This window comes from Microbacterium sp. JB110 (genome assembly GCF_003335195.1).
GTDB lineage: Bacteria > Actinomycetota > Actinomycetes > Actinomycetales > Microbacteriaceae > Microbacterium.
The window spans coordinates 484,430-508,313 of sequence record NZ_QPGM01000002.1 but is presented as its reverse complement, the minus strand read 5'-3'; the positions used below and the strand labels follow the sequence as shown (position 1 = coordinate 508,313).

The following is a 23,884-nucleotide window of genomic DNA, read 5'->3' as shown; positions in this document are numbered from 1 at the left end:
TTGTCTCGATCGATGGACTCGATCCGGCTGCGCGCATCGCTTCACCGCCGAGGGCTCTCCCCTCTCTCGAAAGGTCTTCCCATGCGTTCCCGCCATCTGCTGGCAGTCACTTCCCTCGCGGCGTCAGCGCTGCTTCTCGCTTCGTGCGCCACCGACGGAGAAGGCTCCGAGGCGTCGGTCGGCGACAGCGGCGGCATCGAGATCACGCACGCGCTGGGCACGACCCAGATCCCGGATGGCGTCGAGCGGGTCGCGACCGTCGGCTGGGGCAACCAGGACGTCGCACTCGCGCTCGGCGTCGCGCCCGTCGGCGTCGATGACCAGACGTGGTCCATGGCGAGCGACGACGGCCTCGGCTTGTACGACTGGTCGCTCGACGGATACGAAGAGCTCGGTGCAGACGATCCGGTCGTCTTCGACACGACCGACGGAGTCGACTTCACCGCGATCGCGGATGCGCAGCCCGATCTGATCCTCGCGGCGTACTCCGGGTTGACTCAGGAGGAGTACGACACGCTCACCGAGATCGCCCCCACCGTCGCGTACCCCGAAGTGGCGTGGTACACGCCGTGGCGCGATGTCATCCTGACCGACGCCGAGGCGCTCGGACAGGCAGACGAAGGCGAACAGCTGGTCGAGGACCTGGACCAGCAGATCGCCGACGCGACGAGCGGTCTGACGAGCTTCGAAGGCAAGAAGGCGGCGTTCTTCTATATGACCCCGGCTGACCTCTCGACGGCGTCGATCTATGCGACGGAGGACTCGCGGACGGCGTTCCTCGGCGACCTGGGCTTCGACTTCCCCGATCTCGCGGTGGAGACCACCGAGAGCGGCAGCTTCTACGCCGACATCTCCGCAGAGAACGCCGATCAGATCGCCGACGTCGACGTGATCGTCGCATACGGCGACGACACGCTCCTGGACGCGCTGCAGTCCGACCCGCTGTGGAGCACCGTGCCGGCCGTGCAGAACGGCGCGGTCGTCGCCGTCGGCAGCGGTGACGCATTCAGCGGCGCCGTGACACCCACCGCGCTGTCGATCCCGTGGATGCTCGACGACTACGTCTCCCTCCTGGACGACGCCGCGTCGAAGGCCGAGTGACCCTGGCGCCGCCTCGTCCGACCGGTTCCGCCCCCGTGGCGGCACCGGCGACGCGGCGCGCCGTTCTCGTCGCGGTGAGCGTCGCCGCCGTCGCCGCGGCAGCCGCGGCGTCACTGGCCTTCGGCTCACGCGCCGTCGAACCCGTCGACATCGTCGACGGCCTGATCGCGTGGATGCGCGGAGAGACCACCACCGGAATCGGGGCGATCGCGGTGCAGGAGCGCATCCCGCGCACGCTGCTCGCGCTGCTCGCAGGCGCCGCTCTCGCCCTGTCGGGCGCTGTGATGCAGGCCATCACCCGCAATCCGATCGCCGATCCCGGCATCCTCGGCGTCAACACGGGCGCCGCACTGTTCGTCGTGTGCGGGATCGCCTTCTTCGGTGCGACCACGCTTTTCGCCTACCTCGGCCTCGCGCTGGTGGGCGGTGCACTCGCGGCGGCGTTCGTCTACGTCGTCGGTTCCATCGGCGCAGGCGGTGCCACACCGATCAAACTGGCGCTCGCGGGCGCGGCGACGACGGCGGCGCTGTCGTCGCTCGTCAGCGCCGTGCTGCTGCCAAGGACCGCCGCGATGAACGAGTTCCGGTTCTGGCAGGTCGGTGGGGTCGGCGGTGCCGATTGGACGGCGCTCGGCGTCGTCACCCCCCTTCTCGTCGTCGCGGCGGTGACCGTGCTGGTGTTCGCTCCGGGTCTCAACGCGCTTGCTCTCGGCGACGAGGTCGCCGTCGGTCTCGGCGTGCGCATCGGGCGCACCAGGGCGATCGCTGCCGCCGCAGGCGTGGCGCTGTGCGCCGGCGTCACCGCCGTGTGCGGGCCGATCGCGTTCGTCGGACTGATGGTGCCCCATGTCGTCCGGCTCGTCGTCGGTCCTGACCAACGGTGGATCCTGCCGCTGTCCGCGCCGCTCGGGGCCGTGCTCCTCACGGTGGCCGACACCGCAGGACGCGTGCTCGGTTCGCCCGGCGAGGTGGAGGCCGGCATCCTCACTGCCTTCATCGGCGCCCCCGTGCTCGTCATGATCGCCCGCCGCACCCGGATGCGGGCTCTGTGATGACCGCCGCCACCGACACCCGGATCGCGCCGACAGCGCCGACACCGCTCGATGACCTTCGCCTCGGCCGACGCACTCGCTCTCGGCGGCGATGGATCGGCGTCTCCGTGCTCGGAGCGCTGCTCGTCGCCCTGCTGATCACCACGGTGCTCGTCGGCGAGACGTTCTACCCGCTCAGCGACATCATCGCCGTCATCGCCGGACAGGATGTGCCTGGTGCGTCTTTCACCGTCGGGCGCCAGCGGATTCCCCGCGCGCTGACGGGCGTCCTGGCCGGCATCGCGTTCGGCATCGCCGGCACCACGTTCCAGACCCTGCTGCGCAATCCCCTCGCCAGCCCCGACGTGATCGGCATCACATCCGGTGCGAGCGTCGCCGCGGTGCTGTCGCTGGTCGTGCTGCATCTGTCCGCGCCGCTCACACTGACGCTCTCGCTGCTGATGGGCGTCGCCACGGCCGCCGCGATCTACCTCGCGGCGCGCGGCGGCGAATCCACCGGCGGGCGCCTCATCCTGATCGGCATCGGCATCGGCGCGATGCTGGACGCCGTCGTGTCCTATCTGATCCAGCGCGCGGCGGAGTGGGACGTGGCCGTCGCCATGCGCTGGTTGACGGGCAGCCTCAACGGCTCCCGGATGGAGGACATCCCAGCACTGGCCATCGCCGTGGCCGCGCTGATGCCCCTGGTCCTCTTCCTCTCGCGGGATCTGCGCGCACTTGAGATGGGTGACGCATCCGCGACGGCCCTCGGCGTGCGCGTCGACCGAACGCGCCTGCTCCTCATCGTGTCGGCCGTGGCACTGGCGTGCTTCGCCACAGCCACAACCGGTCCGATCGCGTTCGTCGCCTTCCTCGCGGGACCCATCGCCGCGCGCATCGTCGGGGCGGGCTCCTCCCTGGTCGTGCCGGCCGCGCTCGTCGGCTCGTGCTTGGTGCTGGCCGCCGATCTGATCGGGCAGTTCGCCTTCAGCACGAAGTTCCCCGTCGGTGTGATCACGGGTATTCTCGGCGCGCCCTATCTGCTCTTCCTTCTCATCCGCACCAGCAGGCTCGGAGGCTCATCATGACCGAAGTCCGCTCCCTCTCCGCGGAGGATCTGCACGCCGGATACGGACAGGTCACCATCGTCGACGGCGTCGACCTGGAGCTCCCTCCCGGCGGAATCAGCGTCATCGTCGGGGCCAACGCCTGCGGAAAGTCCACCCTGCTGCGCACGCTCTCGCGGTTGCTGCCCGCCCAGTCGGGTTCTGTGCTGCTCGATGGCGAGAGCATCGTCCGGATGCCCACGAAGCAGCTCGCGCGCTCACTCGGCCTGCTCCCGCAGCAGCCGATCGCGCCGGAGGGCATCGCCGTCGCCGATCTCGTCGGGCGCGGCCGCCATCCGCACCAGAAGCTGTTCCGCTCGTGGTCCGCGGCGGACGAGAGCGCTGTCACCGAAGCGCTGGAGATCACCGGCACCGCTGACCTCGCCAATCGTCCCGTGGACGAACTGTCTGGCGGTCAGCGCCAGCGGGTGTGGATCGCGATGGCGCTCGCCCAGGGCACGGACGTGCTCCTTCTCGACGAACCGACGACCTTCCTCGACCTCGCGCATCAGATCGAGGTGCTCGATCTGCTCACCGATCTGAATCGCACGCGCGGCACCACGATCGCGATGGTGCTGCACGACGTCAACTTGGCCGCCCGCTACGCCGACCATCTGTTCGCGATGTGCGACGGCAGGCTGGTCGCCGGCGGCGCCCCGAGCGAGGTCGTCACGGCCGGGCTGATCGATGAGGTGTTCGGTCTCACCGCCGAGGTCATCCCCGACCCGGTCTCCGGAACCCCGCTGGTCGTACCGCGCGGGCGCCATCATTCTCTGTCCGACGGCGACACGGACACTGTCTCGCCCGACCCCGCTCGCTCCGAGAGCACCGACCGCACGGCAGGAGCCGCCACATGACCATCACCGCAACCGACACCCGTCCGATGCGGATCTTCCGCGCGGAGGTCTCGCGCATCACCGACATCACACCGAGCTTCCGCCGATTCACGTTCACCGGCGCCGACCTCGATGAATACGGCGATCCCGGATACGACCAGCGCATCAAGGTCGTCTTCCCCCGCCCCGGGGTTCCGCTCGACGCGATGCCCACCGGCGACGACTGGTACGCCCAGTGGCGCGAGCAGCATCCGGACGAACGGCATCCGTTCCGCACCTATACGACCAGGGCGGTGCGGAACGACGTGCACGAGATCGACATCGACATGGTCGCCCACGAGGTCTCCGGCCCCGCCTCCGCTTGGATCCGCGACGCCACCGTCGGCGACGAGGTGCTCATCGCCGCGCCGACCATCCATCACAACGGCGCGAACCTCGGGCTGGATTTCGTTCCGCCCGCCAGCACCGAGCAGTTCCTGCTCGTGGGCGACGAGACCGCCGCCCCCGCCATCGCCGTCATCCTCGAGCAGCTGCCGCCGTCAGCGCGAGGCGTCGTGGTGCTCGAAGTTCCGGATGCCGCAGATCGCGCATACCTTCCCGCTCATCCCGGTTTCCGCGTGCACGTCGGTTCCCGCGATGGGGCCCAGCGCCACGAGCACCTCATCCGGGCCGTCACGGAACACGCAGAGGCGCTGTGCCCCGACGGGCGCGGCGCGGACGTCGAGGAGATCGACATCGACGCCGGCATGCTGTGGGAGGTGCCGCGCTCTGCCAAGGGAGGTGCCGCCCTGAAGAGCGCACCCCTCTACGCATGGATCGCGGGCGAGTCCAGCGCGATCAAGCAGCTGCGCAGGCACCTTGTCCGCGACGTCGGCGTCGACCGCCGCGCCGTCGCATTCATGGGCTACTGGCGCCTGGGCCGCGCCGAAGGCGAGTAGCCAGGGCGCTCACGTCGATGTCAGGGCCTCCGCGAGCGCCTCGTCGAGCACGAGGTCGGTGATGATGCCCGCTTCCAGGGCGGCGCGCACGCTCTGGAGCTTGTGTTGCCCCGCCACCACGCACACACGACGCGGCACCCTGCTGAGTCGGTCCAGTGAGGGGCCCGTCGAGCGGGCATTGAGGCGAATGTCGCGCCACGTCCCGTCCCCGCGGAAGAACACGGTTGCGACATCGCCGACGGCGCGGTCCTCAGCAAGGCTTCGGTAGTCGTCGCGGTCGAGGTACGCACCCACGTACACGTGGCTGGGAACATCGGATGAGGGAGATCCGACGCTGAACACGGCGACATCCATCCGCGCCTGCAGATTCAGCACCCGCTTCGTCATCCGCTCTCGCCACATCGCCGTGCGGGTCGCGGGATCGTCGAAGAACGCCGGCACCGGGAACTGCTGCACCTCGGCGCCGAAGGCTGTCCCGAATCGCTGGAGGATCTCGCTGGAGTACTCGACGCCCGTCGTCTGGGTGTTTCCTGCGCCGTTGAGCTGGACGACGATCGTGTTGTGCGTCGGCTTTTGCGGGAGGTGCCGACTCACGACGCTCAGCGTCGACCCCCACGCCACACCGACGACCATGTTCGAATCCACGAACTGCGCGACGGCGTGCGACGCGGTACGTGCGACGCGGTCGAGCCGGTCGGCCTCACTCGCCCTGACAGGAACCGGGACGACGTGCGCCGTAATGCCGAAGCGATCGTGCAGCCGCGCCTCGAGGCCGCCGCCGTGCGCGAGCGGCGAGTTGATCTGGATGTCCACGATTCCCGCGTCTCTCGCCTGGCTGAGCAGCCTCGACACGGATGAGCGCGACACCCTCATCTCGCGGGCGATCGCCTCCATGGTCCGATCCTGCAGGTAGTACAGACGCGCGGCAGTGAGCGCTGCTTCGATCCTCGGATCGCGTGCATTATGCGGTTCGCGCTCCATAACGCCTCCATCCCGAAACTGATCTGCACATACGTGCACGGAGTTTGCCCATTTATGCCCACAGCGAGAAAGCTGTACAAAGCTCCTCCGCAGAAGGCTATACGGAGCTTCCCGAGAAAGGCCTCGCATGACTGACACCGCCCCGCTCCCCGAACGATCCTCCGTCCGCGCCGTGCGCGAGGCAGGGCGCACATCGGTCGTCGTGATCGGCGGCGGCATCAACGGGATCTCGACCTTCCGCGATCTCGCGCTGCAGGGCGTCGACGTCGTCCTCGTCGAGCGGAGTGACTTCGCATCCGGCGCGTCCGCTGCGTCGAGCCACATGGTGCACGGCGGCATCCGCTACCTGGAGAACGGCGAGTTCCGCCTCGTGCGGGAATCCGTGCAGGAGCGCAACAGGCTCCTCCGACTGGCCCCGCACTTCGTGCGCCCGCTTGAGACGACCATCCCGATCTACTCGACGTTCTCGGGGATCCTCTCCGCTCCGATGCGCTTCCTGACCCACAAGTCGGGTCGCCCACAGGAGCGCGGCGCCGCGCTCATCAAGCTCGGTCTCATGATCTACGACCTGTTCTCGCGCGACGGCGGCTCGGTTCCTCGTCACCGGTTCCTGCGCCGCCGGAAGGCGAGCGAGGACCTTCCCGCACTCGACGACCGCGTCGCGTACACAGCCACCTACTTCGACGCTTCGATGCACGACCCCGAGCGCCTTGCGCTCGACGTCCTCCTCGACGGCATCGACGCCCACGAAGGCGCCCAGGCGATCAACTATGCAGAGGCGATCGGCGCGACGAACGACGGCGTGCGGATCCGCGACCGCGAGACCGGGAAGACCTTCGAGATCGCCGCGGACGCGGTGGTCAACACGTCGGGACCGTGGACCGACCTCACGAACGAGGCGCTGGGCACGCCGACGCGCTTCATGGGCGGCACCAAGGGATCACACATCGTGCTCGATCACCCGGAGCTGCTGGAGGCCACGCGCGGTCGCGAGATCTTCTTCGAGCACTCGGACGGCCGCATCGTGCTGATCTATCCTCTCAAGGGTCGCGTGCTGGTCGGGACGACCGACATCGACGCCGATCCGCGCGAGAACGCCGTCTGCACCGAGGAAGAGGTCGACTACTTCTTCGACCTCATCCGGCACGTCTTCCCGACGATCGACATCGATCGCTCGCAGATCGTCTTCCGCTTCTCGGGCATCCGTCCCCTGCCGCGCCACGAGGACACCGCGCCAGGGTTCGTCTCGCGCGACTACCGGATCGAGGTCGACTCCTCGCGACGCGTTCCGTTCGTGAGCCTCGTCGGCGGCAAGTGGACGACGTTCCGCGCGCTCGGCGAGTCCCTCTCGACGCGCGTACTCGAACTCATCGGCGCGCCGCGCACCACCGACACGCGACAGCTTCCGATCGGCGGTGGGCGCGATTTCCCCACGACCGACGCGGCTAGGGCCGCATGGATGGGCGAGCACCTCGCCGGCGCCGGCGAGCGCGCGGAGCTGTTGCTCGCCCGCTACGGTACCCGTGCGGCCGACGTCTGGCGCTTCGTTCAGGACGATGAGGATGAGCCGCTCGCGCACGGCGATCTGTCAACGCGGGAACTCGCATGGATGGTGCGAGAAGAGCAGGTTCGGCGACTCGAAGACGTCGTGCACCGGCGCACGAGCCTGGCGTTCACGGGGCGCGTGGAGCGTCGAACGCTCGAGGAGATCGCGACCCATCTCGCACCGCTTCTGTCGTGGGATGCCGCCCGGCGTGTCCACGAGGTGGAGTCGGTGCTCCACAACCTCGGCGAGGAGCACGGTCTGCTCCTCGCCGCATGACCGACGCGCCGCGGCGTCAGGAGCATCGGATTCATCGATGCACCGCGGAGTCCCAACAGAACTGTGCGTCGGTGAACGACGCCCCTGAGAGGTCAATGAAGACATGAATGAACTGAATCCGCTGCTGTACTTCCTCTCGGAGTTCGTCGGCACCTCCCTTCTGGTCCTGCTCGGCTGCGGCGTCGTCGCCAATGTCGTGCTGGCGAAGACCAAGGGCTTCGCGGGCGGCGTCATCGCGATCGCGTGGGGCTGGGGGCTCGCCGTGTTCGTAGGCGTACTGGCGTCGGCGTACTCCGGCTCGATCCTCAACCCCGCCGTCGGCGTGGGCCTGCTCGTCACCGGCACGATCACTCCCGCGATGTTCCTCATCGCCACGATCGCCGAAGTGCTCGGCGGCGTCTTCGGCGCTGTCCTGTGCTGGGTCTCGTACAAGAAGCACTTCGACGGCGAAGAGGATCCCGAGAACAAGCTGGGCGTGTTCGCCACCGGCCCGGCCATCCGGTCTTACGGCCTCAACCTCGCCACCGAGGTCATCGCGACGTTCGTGCTCGTGTTCAGCATCCTCGCCTTCGCTGACTTCGGAGACATCAACGTGGGCGTTCCGGGTGCTCTGGGGCCACTGACGGCGCTTCCCGTCGCGCTGGTGGTCGTCGCGATCGGCCTCTCACTCGGCGGTCCCACCGGTTACGCGATCAACCCGGCGCGTGACCTCGGTCCGCGCATCGCACACGCGATCCTGCCGATTCCGCGCAAGGGATCCAGCGACTGGGCTTACTCGTGGGTCCCGATCGCCGGTCCCGTCCTCGGCGGCGCGATCGCCGGCATCGCTTCGCCGGTTCTGCTCGGGCTCACATCCTGATACCGTCACCAATCGCATTCAAAGGAGAATCTACTCATGGGCGACTACATCCTCGCTATCGACCAGGGCACGACCTCGAGCCGCGCCATCATCTTCGACAAGAGGGGAACGATCGTCTCCTCCGGACAGAAGGAGCACGATCAGATCCTCCCCCGCGCCGGTTGGGTCGAGCATGATGCCGTCGAGATCTGGCGCAACGTGCAGGAGGTCATCGGCCTTGCACTCAGTCGCGCCGACCTGACGCGCCACCACATCGAGGCCATCGGCATCACGAACCAGCGTGAGACCACCGTGGTGTGGGACCGCAAGACCGGCGAGCCGGTGCACAACGCCATCGTGTGGCAGGACACGCGCACGCAGGCCATCGTCGAGCGCATCGCCGGCGACGAAGGTGTCGAGCGCTTCAAGGACATCGTCGGGCTGCCGCTCGCGACGTACTTCGCAGGAACCAAGATCGCCTGGATCCTCGAGAACGTCGACGGCGTGCGCGAGCGCGCCGAGGCGGGTGAGCTGATGTACGGCACAACCGACTCGTGGGTGCTGTGGAACCTCACGGGCGGCGTGGACGGCGGCGTGCACGTCACCGACGTGACGAACGCCTCCCGTACTCTCTTCATGGACCTCGAGACCCTTGAGTGGCGGGATGACATCCTGCGCGAGTTCGACGTGCCGCGCTCGATGATGCCTGAGATCCGCTCCTCCTCCGAGATCTACGGCTACGCGGAGGACTCCTCATTGCTGCGCGAGACCCCGATCTCGGGGATCCTCGGCGACCAGCAGGCAGCTACGTTCGGTCAGGCCGCGTTCTACAAGGGTGAGAGCAAGAACACGTACGGCACGGGCAACTTCCTCATCTTCAACACGGGTGAGGAGATCGTCCGCTCGCAGAATGGCCTGTTGACGACCCCCTGCTACAAGCTCGGCGACCAGCCGACGCAGTACGCACTCGAGGGCTCGATTGCGGTGACCGGATCCCTGATCCAGTGGCTGCGCGACCAGCTCGGCATGATCGCTTCGGCGCCCGAGATCGAAGAGTTGGCAAAGCAGGTAGACGACAACGGCGGCGTGTACTTCGTTCCAGCATTCTCGGGCCTGTTCGCGCCGTACTGGCGCCCCGACGCGCGCGGCGCGCTCGTCGGACTCACGCGCTTCTCGAACCGGAACCACATCGCTCGCGCGGCACTCGAAGCCGTCGCCTTCCAGACACGCGACGTGCTCGACGCGGTGAACGCCGACGCGGGCGTCGACCTCAGCGAGTTGCGCGTCGACGGCGGAATGGTGGCCAACGATACGCTCATGCAGTTCCAGGCTGACGTGCTCGGTGTGCCGGTGGTGCGGCCAGTCGTCGCCGAGACGACGGCGCTGGGAGCGGCGTACGCGGCAGGTCTCGCCATCGGCTTCTGGGCAGACCTCGACGAGGTAGCCGCCAACTGGCAGGAGGACGAGCGTTGGGAGCCTTCAATGGAGGATGCCGAGCGCGACCGTCAGCTGCGCAACTGGCGCAAGGCCGTCACCAAGTCGATGGACTGGGTCGACGACGACGTGAGGTGAGCACCTTCGCTGACACGACGAGGGGAACTGATCCTGATCGGGTTGCGTTCCCCTCGTCGTGATCGAGTCGAAACGAGCTCGAGGCGTTTCAGAGCCCGCTCCCCCGCTGTCGAGTCCATGATGGGAGGGGACAGCCGAGACCGCCGCACGACGAAGGGTCAAACCTATGACGGAGCGCCAGAACGTCACCGATGTGCGCAAGCGGGGCCGCTCGCAGGTGCTCATCATCGGCGGCGGCATCAACGGCATCGCGACGTTCCGAGATCTCGCCCTGCAGGGCATCGACGTCGTGCTCGTCGAGCGCGGCGACTTCGCGTCCGGCGCCACCAGTGCGTCCAGTCACATGGTGCACGGCGGCATCCGGTACCTCGAGAACGGCGAGTTCCGGCTCGTGCAGGAGTCGGTGCGCGAGCGCAACGATCTGCTCACCACCGCTCCCCACTACGTCAAGCCGCTGAAGACGACCATCCCGATGTACTCGTTCTTCTCCGGTCTGCTCAATGCCCCGATGAAGTTCCTGTTCCAGCGTCAGGGGAAGCCCGCTGAGCGCGGTGCGCTGATCATCAAGGCGGGCCTGGTGATGTACGACCTGTTCGCCACCGCCGGCCGTTCGACGCCGTGGCACCGCTTCCACGGGCGCAAGCGAACCTTGGAGCAGCTGCCCCGGCTGAACAAGGGCGTCAAGTACACGGCCACGTACTTCGACGCGTCCATGCACGACCCGGAGCGCCTCGCGCTCGACGTGCTCGGCGACGGTGTGCGGGCAGGCGGACGGGCCGTCAACTACGTCGAGGCGGTCGGCCGGAACGGCAACGGCGTCACACTGCGCGACAACGTCACGAACGAGGAGTTCGACATCGCTGCGGACGTCGTGGTCAATGCGTCCGGCCCGTGGACGGACCTCACGAACGAGGCACTCGGCAGCGCCACCGCGTATATGGGCGGCACGAAGGGCTCGCACATCGTGCTCGACAACCCGGAGCTCGTCGCGGCGACGGGTGGCCGTGAGATCTTCTTCGAGCACAAGGACGGCAGGGTCGTGCTGATCTACCCGATCAAGGGAAGGGCGATGGTCGGCACGACCGACATCCCTGCGGATCCGAGCCTGCCCATCCGGTGCACCGAGAGCGAAGTCGACTACTTCCTCGATCTGATCTCCGAGGTCTACCCGGACATCGCCGTCTCGCGCGAGCAGATCGTGTACAGGTTCAGCGGCATCCGGCCGCTCCCCCGCAGCGATTCTTCGAACACCGGCCAGATCTCCCGCGACTACCACCTCGCCGCGACCGAGCTGGACGGCACCCCCGTCATCAGTGTGGTCGGCGGCAAGTGGACCACGTTCCGCGCACTCGGCGAGACCCTCACCGACAAGGTGCTCTATCTGCTGAAGGCCCCGCGCACGGTCGGCACGCGGGGCCTGACGATCGGCGGCGGGCGCGACTATCCCACGACTCCGGGAGACGTCTCGGTGTGGCTGCGCGAGAAGCTGGGCGGCGACGACGCGCGCACCCGACTGCTGTTCGAGCGGTACGGCACACGGGCCGCGCAGGTGTGGGAGCATCTGCAGTCCGGGGACGACGAGCTCATCCTCGACGGCGAGCTCTCCACCCGTGAACTGGAATGGATGGTGCGCGACGAGCACGTCGTGCACCTCGCCGATGTCATCCTGCGCCGCACCTCGCTCGCCTTCACCGGCCGCGCCGACATCGACACGCTCCGCACGGTGGCCGATGCCCTGGCGAAGGCATCCGGATGGAGCGAGCCGCGCCGTGCCGAGGAGCTGGCAGCCACGGTCGCCATCCTCCGCGACGAGCACGAGGTCGCCGTCGACGCCCCCGCGCTGCGCGCCTGAGAGCTCCCCTCCGCCACCGCTCGGGTGCTGGAGATCGGCTCCTCAGCGCCGTGTCGCGTCGATTCGCCGCACCTGAACTCGACGCACCTGACTTCCGCGCGACGCGGAACGCCCCCGACTCCTTCTCGGCGCCGGGGGCGTTCTCGCGCTCCGTCGCTACGCCACCTTCGCCCGTCCGTAGGCGCTCACGACGACGGGACCGAGCAGGCCGTAGTCCTGCTTCTTCATTCCTCCGTACACGTCGGCGTTGACCGTGCGCATGCGATTATTCAGCGGCGTCGCCACCTCGACCTTGACGGTGTTGCGTCCTCCGTGCACGTGATCGCTGATGTCGAGCGTCGTGTCCGTCAAGTCGCGCGTCTCGACGAAGGTGCCGTTCACCCACACTGAGAACGTGTCGTTCACCTCGCCGAGCGACAGCGTCACGCCCGTGAACTTCTTGCGCCACTCGCGGCCCATGTGGAACTGGCCGTCATACGTGCCGATGCCCGATGCATCCGCCACCTCGGCGATCTGACTCCACGGCACGAGCCCGTCGAGCGACAGGGCGTGCCGCTCCTTCACCGTCTCGAGTCGACCGGCGCCCGGCTTCCAGTCCTCCACTGTGACGTTCCAGTCGCGGATCTCGATCGGCGCGGGCGCCGCAGGGACTTCCACCTGCGCCGTGCGCCCGCCGGCGAGCGCGACCTCGAGCGCGCCTGCATCTTCGGCGTGCACATACACCTCGCCGCGCTTGCCCAGGCTGGCGCCGAGCACCGACGTCGACGCGATGACGGCAGTCGGCGAGGCCGTTCCGGCCCAGCCGTCGGGTGCGAACGCGATGATCGTCGACTGCCCAGGCTCAAGGCGCACGCGCACCGTCACGTCCCGCCCGCTCTCGGTGTACACCGCGAGTCGCTCGACGCGTCCGTTCCACGCATCGAGGACGTAGGGCACATCATCAGGACGTGTCCTGGTCAGGCGGACGTCCTGATCGAGACTCATCGCCGGTTCCTTGGGCGGATTGTGCCGCACGTTCGCGATGTAGAAGTACTCGATGTCTGACCCGACCCTGTGCACGTGCTTCAGATAGGACGCAGCATGACTGACGCGCGGCCTGATGCCGAGCTCCGAGAGTCGTTCGCCGATCTCCTCGTTCGCTGCCGCGGTGCGCACGTTCGGGAACTCGAGCATGTGCTCGACCAGCTGCTGCACGACGATGTCGATGTTGTCCGGCTGCCTGCCGATCGCTTCCGGTGCGCTCCAGTCCCCGAGGAAGACCACCGGCAGACCGGCCTGCACGAGTTCGAGCAGTTTGCGGGCTCTTCACGAACGAGGGTGTAGTCGAGGTCTGAAACCGCCGGCTTCGAGCAGACTCCTGTCGATGTAGTGCCTCAGGTTCCGGAACCCAAGCGCGATCCCGCGCAGATGCTCGAGTCGGCCATTGATCGCCTCCGTCGGGCCGTTGCTGGTCCCGGGCCGATCGAAATAGCCGAGGACGTCAGCGGCTCGTTGCTTGAGCGTACGAGCGAGCTTGCGGACCTCGACCAGCTGCACGGGCACCCCCGTGGAGATCCGGTCGATCGTGTGCTGCAGGAAGAACCTCCCCAGCCCGCGGTCCGTCTCCCGATACGCGGTGATCATGTCCTGATACACACCCCAGGTCGCTTCAACCTCGACATGGCGCTGGTCGGCGAACACCTCCTCGAGTCGCGCATGCTGCCTCTCGGTGAGAAGACCCGCTCCTGTCAGCAGAGTCCGGCGGACCCGGTAGAGCGGATCACCAGTCCTACCCCGACGACCGAACACATCGCGCTGAACACGGCGCCGACAGTTCTCCAGCGCGTCCCCGGTAAGCCGGATCACATGGAATGGATCCATGATCGGAGCAGCGTCGGGAAGCTCTTCGGCGGCGGCGGTCTTGAACCCAGTGAATCCGTCCATCGCAACGACCTCGATCCCGTTCTGCCACTGCTGCGGGCGTGCAGCCAGCCACCGCTTGAAGACTGCTTTGGAGCGGCCTTCGACCATGTCCAGCAGCCGGGCAGGTCCGGTCTTCTCACGCACCGGGGTCAGATCGATGATCACGGTCACGTACTTGTCGCCACGCTTCGTGTGGCGCCACACGTGCTCGTCGACACCGATCGTGGTGACACCGTCGAAGCGGTGGGGGTCATCGATCAGTTGTCGTGTGCCTTCAGCGAGGATCGCGTCGTTCGCGGCCGACCATGACACGGCCAGTCCTGCCGCGACGCGGGAGATGGACAGATGGTCCACCACGAGTCCTTCCAGTCCCCATCGCAGACCGCCGCGGGAGATCTTCGCCCGCGGCGGCGCCGCTGCGGTCGTGTCCTGGCGCCACACCCGGCCGCATCCTGAGCACTTGTAACGACGCACGCGGATCAGCAGCGTCGTGGGTCGGTGTCCGAAGGGTTCGTGCGCGAGCCTGCGCACCACCGTGTCCCGTGGCGTCCCCTCACATCCGCAGTGCTGGCACCACTGGTCTGGTTCAACGACTCGGCATTGGAGCATCGCTCGGTCGGGTTCCAGGTGTTGTCCGACGGCTTGGAGACCGAGCTCGTCGAGGCGGCAGAACGTGGTCAGGCAGGGCGCATCAAAAGTAGGGTGGGACATGTCGAGGTCTTCCGGGTGGGCAGTGTAGGAACTTCCATCTTCAGGGAGACCTCGACTCCTACACGGACAGCGACGCGCTCAACGGACTACACCCTCGTTCGAGAAGAGCCAGTTTGCGCGCGGCGTCGAGCGACATCGTCGCCTCGTTGCCGCGGAAGCGATCATGGTCGACGACGAACGCCCGGTACGCGCCGCCGTCCGGGGCGAAGACGCCGCCATCGAGCACCGACCGCTCCTTGAACAGGCTCGTCCCGTTGAGGAAGCCGTGCGTCCATCCGGTCGGGATGCCGGAACTCGTGCCCCATGGGGCGCCGATCCCCGTCTGCGCCCACCCCTTCTGCCGGAAGTAGGCGACGTCGTACTGCGGCACTCCCTGCTGCAGCACCCACTGCGTGCGCGCGAGGTACTCGGCGGCCGACCCGATGTGCCCCCACGAGGGCATGCGCGGACCCCACGCCTCCGAGTAGCCGACGGAGGTTCCGCCCGCATAGGGGGTGAAGGCGGCGAAGCCTGGCCACTCCGCACCGGGCGCATCCTTGTACGAGAAGCCGTGCAGCACCGTCTGGTTGACCCCGCCGACGAAGGTCTCACCGATCGTGTTGAGCACCTCGTTCCAGGTGACGGCGTACGACTTGCCCAGGTACGCCGCGGTTTCGCTCGACAGGATCTTACGGCCCCCGATGTCGCGGCCGCTCGCAAGAAGGCGATAGTCGTCGAGGTTCTTCGCCCCGAGCGACTCCGTCTCCGGAATGTCGACGATACCGGCCTGATCGAGTGAGTCCTGCTCCAAGCCGTAGGCCTGCACGCGATACTGCACGCCGTGACTGTGCGACCAGTCGCGCAGGGGCACGAGGTGGTAGTCCGAGTAGAGATCGCTCAGCACCTGGTTGTAGTCGTCGCGGATGCGCGAGACCTTCTCATCCGAGAACTGATAGACGTACTTCTCCCCGATCTCGAGAATGCCCGCGAGGAAGGGCGTGAGCGAATACCCGATCCTCTTGCGGAACTCCTCCTGCGCCTCGCGGGCCCAGATCGTCGAATCCGTCTCGACCTCGAGGGAGTCCTCGAAGAACGTTCCCCCGGTCTCCCGCAGCAGCTGGTCGATGCGAGGGGTGAGGATGTTCTCTTCCCAGAAGTCGATCAGCGCCTGCGCGCCCGCCATCGAGAAGTGGTCGATGACGTAGGACTCCGGACTCGTGTGCGGACCGGCCTCGGCCCGCTGCCCGAGCCCGCGCTGCCAGTACGCGATCATCGTCCATTCGTAGCCGTCGTCGGGCGCGGTCCACTCGACGGACTCGTCGACGACTCGTTCTGTCAGGTCGACCAAGGACGCGTGCTCGAGCATGATGCCGTTGCGTTCCGGCCGTTCGATGACGCGAGCGGCCTGCAGCCGAACCAGCGTGCGGCCCTCGACTCCCGGATGCGCTTCGGTCTCGGGCTCAGGCAGCGCACCGGAGAATCGCTCCCCCGACGCCAGATCGACGGCGCCGTGCGCGAGCTCGACAAGTGCGGCCTCGCTCTGCGGTGTGATCCCGGGAATCGCCGCAGGCCAGGACGGCCCGAGAGTGATGTCGATCTCGACGTTGTGACGCTTGCCCGCTTCGAGCGCCGTCTCGACCGCCGCCACCCAGTGGGCGCCGCCCCAGCCGAAGTTCTCGACGTCGAGCAGATCCCCCGCAACGCTGTGGTGCACATTGGCGATCTCCAGCCCGTGGAAGCCGTTGTCCGCCGCCTGTTGGACCTCACGCGCGATCTGCTCGAGCTCGACTTCGCCGTTGGGCCACCACCAGCGGAAGCGCGGCGATGTGGCCGTGGCCGGTGTCGTGAACCCGTCCAGCGCCCCTGACGCCGCCTTCTCGCCGCTGGCGGCGTGCGCAGCCGGGCCGAACGCCGAAGCCTGCTGGGGGCCGACGAGCATGGCGCCTGCAACGCCAGCAGCCGACAGCCCGAAGAGCTGCCTCCTCGTCAGACCGCGGTTGTTTCGTGACGACCCGCTGTGGGCCGATGACGCCTGTGTCATGCCGATTCTCCGTTGATAGCCGTTCCTCCGTGCGCGATGATCCGCAGGTGCCGTTGCACGGCTGCAGAGTCGAATCATGCCGCGGTACGGCGTCAGCCCCAGCGCGAATGAATCGTTTCATCACACGAGGGCACGCTACCACGCGAACGCGCAGCTACGAGCACGACCTTGCGTGACTGGCCGCCTGCCGTCGCCGCTCAGGTTCGAAGAAGTGCCGCCATCCTTCGCTGGAAGCGGCGTTCTTCCGCATCTGAGCGGCTTACCGCGTGGCCGGCCCGCCAGCTAGTTCTTGCCGAACAGCTTCTGGATCTCGGCGAGGTCGCTCTCGCTGGGCTCCTGCGGGGCGCCCAGGCCGAAGCCGGAGCCCGTCGGAGCCTGCGGCTCGTGGGTCAGGCCGGCGTTCTCCGCCGCGCGCTTGGCGGGGTTGCCCGAGCGTGAGCCGCCCTTGGTCTTCTTGCCCTTCTTGCCGCGCTTCGCGCTGGCTCCCGGCTTGCCCATCCCCGGAGGCATCGCGCCCATACCAGGCATGTTCGGCGTGCCGCCGCGAGCGACGGTCTTCATCATCTTGGCCGCCTGCTCGAAGCGGTTCACAAGCGAGTTCACGTCGGTGACCGTCATGCCGGAGCCTCGAGCGATGCGCGCACGGCGCGAGCCGTTCAGGATCTTCGTGTTGTGGCGCTCCGAGGGGGTCATCGACCGGATGATCGCCTCAGTGCGGTCGATCTCGCGCTCGTCGAAGTTCTCGAGCTGCTCCTTCATCCCGCCCATGCCCGGCATCATGCCGAGCATCTTCTTCATCGACCCCATCTTCTTCATCTGCTGCATCTGCTGCAGGAAGTCGTCGAGGGTGAAGGCCTCCTTAGCGAGCTTCTCGGCGACCTTCTGGGCCTCCTCCTCATCGAAGGCCTCCTGAGCCTGCTCGATGAGGGTGAGCACGTCGCCGAGGTCGAGGATGCGACTCGCCATGCGATCAGGGTGGAACGCCTCGAGGTCTTCGAGGTTCTCGCCCGTCGACGCGTAGATGATCGGACGCCCCGTGACCGAGGCCACCGACAGCGCCGCACCGCCTCGCGCGTCACCGTCGAGCTTCGACAGCACGACACCCGTGAAGTCGACGCCCTCCTGGAACGCACGCGCCGTGTTGACCGCGTCCTGACCGATCATCGCGTCGATGACGAACAGCACCTCATCCGGCTGCGTCTTCTTCCGAATGTCGCCGGCCTGCTTCATCAGCTCTTCGTCGACACCGAGACGGCCGGCCGTGTCGATGATGACCACGTCGTGCTGCTGGCGCTTGGCGTGCTCGACGCCGTCGCGGGAGGCCTTCACCGGATCGCCGACGCCGTTGCCCGGGAACGGTGCGTAGACGGCGGCACCGGCGCGCTCGGCCACGACCTCGAGCTGGTTCACGGCGTTCGGCCGCTGCAGGTCGGCGGCGACCAGAAGCGGCGTGTGACCCTCCTTCTGCAGCTGTTTGGCGAGCTTGCCGGCGAACGTGGTCTTGCCCGAGCCCTGAAGACCCGCGAGCATGATCACGGTCGGCGGCGTCTTCGCGAACTGCAGTCGCCGCTGCTCGCCGCCGAGGATCGCCACCAGCTCCTCGTTGACGATCTGCACCACCTGCTGCGCCGGGTTCAGCGCGCGGTTGACCTCGTCGCCGAGGGCGCGCTCGCGCACCTTGGCGGTGAACGCCTTCACCACTTCGAGCGCGACGTCGGCGTCGAGCAGGGCGCGCCGGATCTCGCGGACGGTGCCGTCGATGTCGGCCGCCGACAGCTTTCCCTTCGTGCGCAGATTGCGGAAGGTCTCTGTCAGTCGGTCGGAGAGCGTGCCAAAGGTAGCCATGGTGCCTCCGATTCTAACGTGCGCTGGCCGAACGCTTCGCGTGCGGCGGGTTCACCTGACGCCAGTTGTCCCTTCGTCGCCCCCGTACCCGCATGTGGCGTCAGGTGAGCAGGCCAGGCCAGCCGCGAGAGACGAGGGCTTGGCGAACTCTTGTCGTGTATGAACGGGGCGAGTCATACGCCGCGGAGGTCACCTGAATCATGATCCAGCCGGCCGCCCGGAATCGTTCAGCTCGTTCGACATCGTCCGCATAGGTCTCCGCATGCTGTCGCCCCTGGTACTCGATCGCCACCTTCTGGTCGGGGTATGCCATGTCTGTGCATCCGATGAACGATCCTGTCTCGTCGAAGACGTCGAGGTTGAGCAGAGGTTCTGGCAACCCTGCGCGCAGCAATGCAAGCCGACACCCTGTTTCACGCGGAGACCAGGAATCGCACCGGATGAGGTCGAGCGATTCGCGCAGCTTGGCAGCCCCGACGCGGCGGCTCGATGCCAGCGCAGCTGCGAACTGGTCGATGCGAGCAAGAGGCGGGAGCCCCGCATCAGGGCGCCCTACGCCTTCGCGCCAGATTCTGCACGCGTAGTCCCCGAAAGCCGTGAGCTGGTCGACGGACCAGTGACGCCCCAGCATCGCCCACGTCGAGGCCGGAGTCGCGACCCTCAGCCCTTGCACTGTGACGATCCGTGTGGATCTGGACGCGAGCCGACGACCTCGGACGTTCGTCGCGCGCGGCAGGCCGTCGTCGTCACCGAGCACGGCGACGTCTATGGAAGCAGAGATCGGGCCGTGCGGCCGCGGCCCGCCCCACAGCAGCACCGCAGTCTCGTAGCAGAAGAACTCACCGCGCCGCATGACCGCGGCGTAGGCATGTGCGGCGTCGAGATGCTCCTGCTCTGCGGCTTCGAACTCGTTGCGCGCCGTATCGTGCGACTGCGCCGGCACGCGCAGCCGCATGCCTTTGAAAGGTGCAACCACATCCGCTGCGCGGAGCCGCCCGGCACCCACTCCCAGCCGACGTGCTTCGGCCACGGAGAACGCCGCTCCGAGTGTCGAGGGAAGCTCGCTGCGAACCGACATGACGCAACAGTGCCCCATCCGCCGCGCTCATCCCGCGTTGTCCACAGCTCATTTCCGCAATCGCCCCCGTTGTCCCCAAGCGTGCACCGTTCACCTGACGCGTATCGCCTGTGTACCCCTCGTTGAAGAACACCTGGCGTCAGGTGAACCCGCGCGTCAGCGCCCGACTGCGTCGAGCGCGCGCTCGAGGTGCTCTGCCAGCGGCGCGGCTCCTGCGCCTGATCGAGCCCAGGCTGTGATCGCGGCGATCAGCGCTGCGCCGTAGGAACCTGCGCGCACCTCGGCGGTGAAGGGGTCAGCGCCCTGTCTGGCGAGCCCGCGAGCGACGAACCGCGACACCCGCCACGAGCGCAGCGCCTCCTCGTGCGCCAATGCCCGCTCGATGCGCATGGCCTCGGCGTTGGTGATCGCGAGCGCGAGTGCGTCGGGGGCGAGCCCCGCGGCGACGGCGCGCAGCGCGGCGTCCGGGGCTCGGCCGTCGTCGACGGCGCGCTCTGCGGCGTCCAACCGGTCATCGAGGCCGCCCCAGAGCAGCTCTGCCTTGGTGGCGGCGTAGTTGAAGAAGCTGGAGCGGCCGATGCCGGCGCGGGTGGCGATATCAGTGACGCTTGTGGCGTCGTATCCGCTCTCGAGGAACAGCTCGCACGCGGCCTCGGCGAGCATGTCGCGCGTGATCGCCCTGGGGCGCCCCGGGCGCCGCGTGCCGCTGGTCATGAACCCAGCCTATTGCGCGTAGGGTTGGATCTGATACGACTTATTGGACTGGATCCAAAAACATCCGGTCTGTGCGAATCGGCAGGAGATTCCGGATGATCGACGTGCTGGAGGCGGGCTTCGCTCCGCACACGGTGCCGTACCGCGACGGCTGGGAGCTGCAACGGCGCATCCACGCCGATGTCGTCGCGGACGACCGCAACGAGACGCTGATCCTGCTCGAACACGATGCGGTGTTCACCGCCGGCTCTCGCACGGAGGACGGTGAGCGCCCCCGCTCATCCGACACTCCCGTCATCGATGTCGACCGCGGCGGCAAGATCACTTGGCACGGCCCTGGCCAACTCGTCGGATACCCGATCATGCGCGTCGCGGATCGCGGCGACGCGGTGGCGTGCGTGCGCAGCATCGAGCAGCTGCTGATCGACCTGATCGCCCCGCTCGGCGTCGCCGGTGTGCGCGTGGAGGGGCGCAGCGGTGTCTGGGTCGAGCGCGAGAACGGCACAGCCGACAAGATCGCCGCAATCGGCATGCGCGTCTCGCGCGGAGTGACGATGCACGGCTTCGCCCTGAACTGCAACCACTCCCTCGCCCCGTACGACGAGATCGTGGCCTGCGGCATCCGCGATGCCGGCGTGACCACCATCGCCCGCGAGACGGGCAGCGACATCTCCCCCACAGACCTCGCCGGAACCACGGCGAGCGCCTTCCGCAACACCTTCGAGAGGATTCCCGCATGACCACGACGGCCCCGGACGGGCGCAAGATGCTTCGACTCGAGGTGCGCAACGCGCAGACTCCGATCGAGAAGAAGCCGGAGTGGATCAAGACGAGGGTCAGACAGGGGCCCGCCTACCAGGACGTGCGCTCGCTCGTGAAGGGCGAGGATCTGCACACGGTGTGCCAGGAGGCCGGCTGCCCGAACATCTACGAGTGCTGGGAGGACCGCGAGGCGACGTTCCTCATCGGCGGCTCGCAGTGCACCCGTCGGTGCGACTTCTGCCAGATCGACACAGGCAAGCCCGCCGACTACGACACGGACGAACCGCGTCGCGTCGCCGAGAGCGTGCGCACGATGGGGCTGCGGTACGCGACGGTGACGAGCGTGGCCCGCGACGACCTTCCCGACACCGGCGCGTGGTTGAATGCCGAGACCGTGCGGCAGATCCACCTGATGAACCCGAACACCGGCGTGGAGCTGCTCGCGAACGAGCACAACGGCGACCCGGCGTTCCTCGACCAGATCTTCGACGCCCGTCCCGAGGTGTTCGCGCACAACGTCGAGACCGTGCCTCGGGTCTTCAAGCGCATCCGGCCCGCATTCGACTACGACCGCTCGCTCGGCGTGCTCACACAGGGCCACCAGGCCGGGCTGATCACCAAGTCGAATCTCATCCTCGGCATGGGCGAGGAGCCGGAGGAGGTCGAGCAGGCACTGCAGGACCTGCACGATGCGGGATGCGACATCATCACGCTCACGCAGTACCTGCGCCCGACCCCGCGACACATGCCGGTCGCCCGCTGGGTGAAGCCGGACGAGTTCGTCGACTTCAAGCGTGTCGCCGAGCAGATCGGGTTCCTGGGCGTGCTCGCAGGCCCCCTGGTGCGCTCGTCGTACCGCGCCGGCCGCCTCTGGGCGCACAGCATGCGCGAGAAGGGCCGCTCTCTCCCCGATAACCTCGCCCACTTCGCCGACGATCAGCCGGCCGAGTTCGCCCAGGCCGTCTGACCCGCACCCCTGTTGCCGAGATGCGCACCTTTCGTCGAGATGCGCCGGTTCTGACGTGATTCCGTCGAAGAAGTGCGCATCTCGCGGGCCCGGATGAGCGACGCCAGAAGGCGCAGAGGGAAGTAGGCTGGGAGACGGTCCATTTCTGGACCGAGTCCACAAGACCCCTCCGAGGAGCCATGCGCACCATCCGTCGTTCCCTCCCCATCGTCACCATCGCCGCGCTGGCCGCGATCGCCGCGGGATGCGCCGCAGAAGGCGGTGAAGCGGAGCCCGTCGACGGCGGCACACTCGTCTACGCCACCGGCGACGCCGAGCCCGACTGCCTCGACCCGCACGTCGGCGGCAACTATCCGCAGGCGCTCATCTCGACGCAGTACCTCGAGCCGCTGGTCGGACGCGACGAGGACGGCACGATCCTGCCGTGGCTCGCCGAGGACTGGGACACGTCGGAGGACGGCCTCACCTGGGACTTCACCCTGCGCGACGACGTCACCTTCACCGACGGCACGCCGTTCGACGCCGAAGCAGTCAAGGTCAATGTCGAGCACCTGCAGGACCCGGACACGGCCTCCTCCACCGGCTACCTCGCCGTTGAGCAGGTCGACGAGGTCGAGGTCGTCGACGACGCGCACGTGCGGTTCCACCTGTCCACGCCCAAGTCGGCGCTGCTCGAGGTGCTCAGCCAGCAGTGGGCGGCGATGCAGGCACCCAGCGGCATCGAGCGCGGCCAGGAGGAGAACTGCCAGGCACCGATCGGCACCGGTCCCTTCGTCGTCGACAGTTGGACCCCGCAGGATCGCGTCGTGCTGACCCGCAACGACGACTACGTCTCGACGAACCCGCAGGCCGACCACGACGGTGCCGCGCACGTCGAGACGATCCAGTGGCGCTTCATTCCGGATGCAGCCACCCGCCAGGCGGCGCTGGCCTCCGGCGAGGTGCACGTCATCGACAACCCTCTCCCCACCGACATCGTCGCCGCAGAGGGTCAGGACATCTCACACCTCGACGCGCCGCGCCCTGCGGCCGCGAACCGCATCGAGCTGAACTCCTCTCAGGCGCCGTTCGACGACATCCGGGTCCGCGAGGCCTTCATCCGCTCCGCTGACCCGGCCCCCGGCATCGAGTCGCTCTTCCATGGCACCGCCGAGCGGTCGTCCTCCGTGCTGTCGAGTGCGGAGCCGATGGGCATCAGCGACGAGGAGCTGTTCGCCACCGACGTCGACCGCGCGAACGAGCTGCTCGACGAGGCCGGATGGACCGACACCGACGACGACGGCATCCGGATGAAGGACGGCGAGCCGCTGACGGTGCGATTCCCGGTGTCGACCAACCAGTCGACCGAGGCGGAGCAGTCCCTGTTCGAGCAGATCCAGGCGAACGCCGCAGGAGTCGGCTTCGACGTGCAGCTGAGCCCGATGGACCTCTCCAGCTGGTACGAGGCGCTCGGCGAGCACGAGTACGAAGCCGTCTCGGCGCCGTACACGACCGTCGGGCCCGATGTTCTGCGCATCCTCTACCACTCCGACGGCACGGTGCCCGCTCCATCCGGATACTTCGCGAACCACGCGATGCTGCGAGATGACGAGCTCGACGGCCTGCTCGAGGAGGCCCTGGCGACCACCGATGACGCCGAGCGCGCCGATCTCTACGCCGACGCACAGCGCATCATCCTCGACAGCTTCACGGTGCTGCCGCTGTACGACCAGCAGAACCACTTCCTCTACGCGGGGGTCACCGGAGTCGAGCCGCTGCACACGATCTCGACGCCGTTGCTCCTGAACGCGCAGCTGACCGCCGAGTAG

The 23,884-nt window shown here is 67.6% G+C and carries 19 protein-coding genes; 12 read left to right on the top strand and 7 right to left on the bottom strand.

From position 1 onward, the window contains the following. The first annotated feature begins 81 nt into the window (after positions 1–81). Genes CIK77_RS05910 through CIK77_RS05890 form a run of 5 tightly spaced genes read left to right on the top strand, consistent with a single transcriptional unit; the run spans position 82 to position 5,012 of the window. Entirely contained in the window at positions 82–1,101 is a 1,020-nt protein-coding gene (locus CIK77_RS05910; RefSeq protein ID WP_087053689.1) for an iron-siderophore ABC transporter substrate-binding protein, read from the top strand. Beyond that, a complete protein-coding gene (locus CIK77_RS05905; protein WP_212647420.1) occupies positions 1,098–2,153 on the top strand; it encodes a FecCD family ABC transporter permease in 1,056 nt (351 codons plus the stop codon). Before CIK77_RS05910 ends, CIK77_RS05905 begins: the two co-directional genes overlap by 4 nt. Beyond that, on the top strand, positions 2,153–3,220 hold the full coding sequence (locus CIK77_RS05900; protein WP_087053607.1) for a FecCD family ABC transporter permease: 1,068 nt from the start codon (positions 2,153–2,155) through the stop codon (positions 3,218–3,220). The genes CIK77_RS05905 and CIK77_RS05900 overlap by 1 nt, the downstream gene beginning before the upstream one ends. Next, positions 3,217–4,095: an ABC transporter ATP-binding protein gene (locus tag CIK77_RS05895; RefSeq protein WP_087053606.1), complete on the top strand. Its 879-nt coding sequence runs from the start codon at positions 3,217–3,219 to the stop codon at positions 4,093–4,095. The genes CIK77_RS05900 and CIK77_RS05895 overlap by 4 nt, the downstream gene beginning before the upstream one ends. After that, on the top strand, positions 4,092–5,012 hold the full coding sequence (locus tag CIK77_RS05890; protein ID WP_087053605.1) for a siderophore-interacting protein: 921 nt from the start codon (positions 4,092–4,094) through the stop codon (positions 5,010–5,012). Before CIK77_RS05895 ends, CIK77_RS05890 begins: the two co-directional genes overlap by 4 nt. Before the next feature lie 9 nt (positions 5,013–5,021). On the opposite strand, the gene CIK77_RS05885 is transcribed toward CIK77_RS05890, so the two are convergent. Next, complete coding sequence (locus tag CIK77_RS05885) at positions 5,022–5,993, bottom strand: sugar-binding transcriptional regulator (RefSeq protein WP_087053604.1); 972 nt, start codon at positions 5,991–5,993, stop codon at positions 5,022–5,024. A gap of 127 nt (positions 5,994–6,120) precedes the next feature. Here CIK77_RS05885 and CIK77_RS05880 point away from each other — a divergent pair, with 127 nt between their 5' ends. The 4 genes from CIK77_RS05880 (at position 6,121) to CIK77_RS05865 (ending at position 12,077) form a co-directional block, all read left to right on the top strand. Then, positions 6,121–7,815, top strand: a complete 1,695-nt coding sequence (locus CIK77_RS05880; protein ID WP_087053603.1) for a glycerol-3-phosphate dehydrogenase/oxidase — start codon at positions 6,121–6,123, stop codon at positions 7,813–7,815. Positions 7,816–7,918: 103 nt separating this feature from the next. Beyond that, positions 7,919–8,674: an MIP/aquaporin family protein gene (locus CIK77_RS05875; RefSeq protein WP_087053602.1), complete on the top strand. Its 756-nt coding sequence runs from the start codon at positions 7,919–7,921 to the stop codon at positions 8,672–8,674. 36 nt (positions 8,675–8,710) lie between these two features. Then, on the top strand, positions 8,711–10,225 hold the full coding sequence (glpK, locus tag CIK77_RS05870; protein ID WP_087053601.1) for a glycerol kinase GlpK: 1,515 nt from the start codon (positions 8,711–8,713) through the stop codon (positions 10,223–10,225). Between the two features lie 166 nt (positions 10,226–10,391). Next, positions 10,392–12,077, top strand: coding sequence for a glycerol-3-phosphate dehydrogenase/oxidase (locus CIK77_RS05865; RefSeq protein WP_087053600.1), 1,686 nt, complete (start codon positions 10,392–10,394; stop codon positions 12,075–12,077). Positions 12,078–12,233: 156 nt separating this feature from the next. Here the strand turns inward: CIK77_RS05865 and CIK77_RS05860 are convergent, their stop codons facing one another. The 6 genes from CIK77_RS05860 to CIK77_RS05835 all read right to left on the bottom strand — a co-directional run bounded on the left by CIK77_RS05860 (position 12,234) and on the right by CIK77_RS05835 (position 20,347). Continuing rightward, the gene (locus CIK77_RS05860) at positions 12,234–13,358 is read right to left on the bottom strand and encodes a sugar-binding domain-containing protein (protein ID WP_087053599.1); all 1,125 of its coding nucleotides are present in this window, start codon (positions 13,356–13,358) and stop codon (positions 12,234–12,236) included. 24 nt (positions 13,359–13,382) lie between these two features. Further along, positions 13,383–14,690 (bottom strand): ISL3 family transposase, encoded by a 1,308-nt coding sequence (locus tag CIK77_RS05855; protein WP_114347214.1) that lies wholly within the window; start codon positions 14,688–14,690, stop codon positions 13,383–13,385. Positions 14,691–14,748: 58 nt separating this feature from the next. Further along, entirely contained in the window at positions 14,749–16,710 is a 1,962-nt protein-coding gene (locus CIK77_RS05850) for a glycosyl hydrolase (RefSeq protein WP_170934109.1), read from the bottom strand. A 282-nt stretch (positions 16,711–16,992) separates the two neighbouring features. After that, positions 16,993–18,555, bottom strand: a complete 1,563-nt coding sequence (ffh, locus tag CIK77_RS05845) for a signal recognition particle protein (protein WP_087054706.1) — start codon at positions 18,553–18,555, stop codon at positions 16,993–16,995. 100 nt (positions 18,556–18,655) lie between these two features. After that, positions 18,656–19,633 carry a hypothetical protein gene (locus tag CIK77_RS05840; RefSeq protein WP_087054705.1) on the bottom strand — a complete coding sequence of 326 codons (978 nt, stop codon included), beginning with the start codon at positions 19,631–19,633 and terminating at the stop codon, positions 18,656–18,658. A gap of 156 nt (positions 19,634–19,789) precedes the next feature. After that, positions 19,790–20,347, bottom strand: coding sequence for a TetR/AcrR family transcriptional regulator (locus CIK77_RS05835; RefSeq protein ID WP_087054704.1), 558 nt, complete (start codon positions 20,345–20,347; stop codon positions 19,790–19,792). 95 nt (positions 20,348–20,442) lie between these two features. Between CIK77_RS05835 and lipB the strand changes: the two genes are divergently transcribed. The 3 genes from lipB (at position 20,443) to CIK77_RS05820 (ending at position 23,884) form a co-directional block, all read left to right on the top strand. Continuing rightward, positions 20,443–21,087: a lipoyl(octanoyl) transferase LipB gene (gene lipB, locus CIK77_RS05830; protein WP_087054703.1), complete on the top strand. Its 645-nt coding sequence runs from the start codon at positions 20,443–20,445 to the stop codon at positions 21,085–21,087. Continuing rightward, positions 21,084–22,076, top strand: a complete 993-nt coding sequence (gene lipA / locus CIK77_RS05825; RefSeq protein WP_170934108.1) for a lipoyl synthase — start codon at positions 21,084–21,086, stop codon at positions 22,074–22,076. Before lipB ends, lipA begins: the two co-directional genes overlap by 4 nt. A gap of 179 nt (positions 22,077–22,255) precedes the next feature. After that, a complete protein-coding gene (locus CIK77_RS05820; RefSeq protein WP_087054702.1) occupies positions 22,256–23,884 on the top strand; it encodes an ABC transporter substrate-binding protein in 1,629 nt (542 codons plus the stop codon).